This is a genomic window from Nocardiopsis tropica, from assembly GCF_042660575.1.
Lineage (GTDB): Bacteria > Actinomycetota > Actinomycetes > Streptosporangiales > Streptosporangiaceae > Nocardiopsis > Nocardiopsis tropica.
The window spans coordinates 1-1,075 of the sequence record NZ_JBHSUF010000060.1; the positions used below are offsets into that span (position 1 = coordinate 1).

At 74.3% G+C, this 1,075-nt stretch carries 1 protein-coding gene; it reads right to left on the reverse strand.

Annotated features, from left to right (window positions below; translation table 11 throughout):
* The coding region (locus ACFQBR_RS33565; protein ID WP_344187051.1) for a DUF418 domain-containing protein at positions 1 to 1,073 on the reverse strand (1,073 nt) is incomplete at its 3' end.
* Positions 1,074 to 1,075 lie beyond the last annotated feature (2 nt).

Here is a 1,075-nt window from a genome sequence, read left to right on the forward strand (position 1 = left end):
GGTCCGCGCCGGCCCGCCCGGTCGAGCAGGTACGCCGCGAGGACGGTCAGCAGCCAGGTGCCGAAGGCCACCAGGACCGCCGACCAGCTGGACAGGTGCACCCCCAGGCCGAGCCCCCACGCCGCCAGCAGGGGTGCGAAGACCGCCGACTGGGCGAGGTAGCCGCTCAGGGAGCGCCGTCCCAGGGCCACCAGGGCCCGGACCGGCAGGGACGGCCCGCCACCCCGGGCGGCGAGGCGGTGGGCGAGCAGGCCGAAGAGCGCGGCGTAGCCCACCCCGGTGAAGATCCCGGTGTAGAAGTGCACCGCGGCCACAGCCGGGCCGTACACCGGGTCCAGGACCCCCACGTGCTGCAGGCCCAGCACCAGCCCGGGGACCCACCCGGCGGCGATGCCCCACACGGCCACCCGGCGCAGCAGGGGCAGGTGGCGCTGCGGCTCCTCCAGGAACCGGTGCCGTGCCGCGAGCAGGCCGATCAGGAACACCGTGGGCAGGGCCAGGGAGGCCAGCCCCGAGCCGAGCCCGAAGAGCCAGGTGGGCAGGCGGATCAGGGCGGAGAGCAGGTAGCCGGTCTCGGCGATGCTGGCCCTTTGCATTCCGGCCGCGTCCACCCCGGGCGCGCCCGCCGGCGCGGCCAGCGTGGCGAGCACCGACAGGGCGGTGAACAGGGCGCCGGCCGCGAGCAGGACGGCGGTCCAGACCTTGAGGGTGCGGTCGGTGCGGTGCAGGAACAGCGGCACCATGAGCAGGCCGATGAGGCCGTAGGTGCCGATGATGTCGCCCTGCCACAGCAGGAGGGCGTGCACGGCGCCCAGGGCGAGCATCCACAGGTGGCGTGTGCGCAGGATCCTGCGGGCGTCCTCGTCCCGGGTTCCGTGGGCTTTCTGGCGGGCGTACATCTGCCCGATGCCGTAGGCGAACAGGAACCCGAACATGGTGTGGGTGCGGGCGTCCACCACGACCAGGGACGCGACCTGGGCGATCCGGTCGGCGAGGTTGCCCTGGTCGGGGTGGAGCATGGCCAGGCCGGCGGGGGCGTCGTAGAGGAACCACGGCACGTGGGCCAGCGCGATCA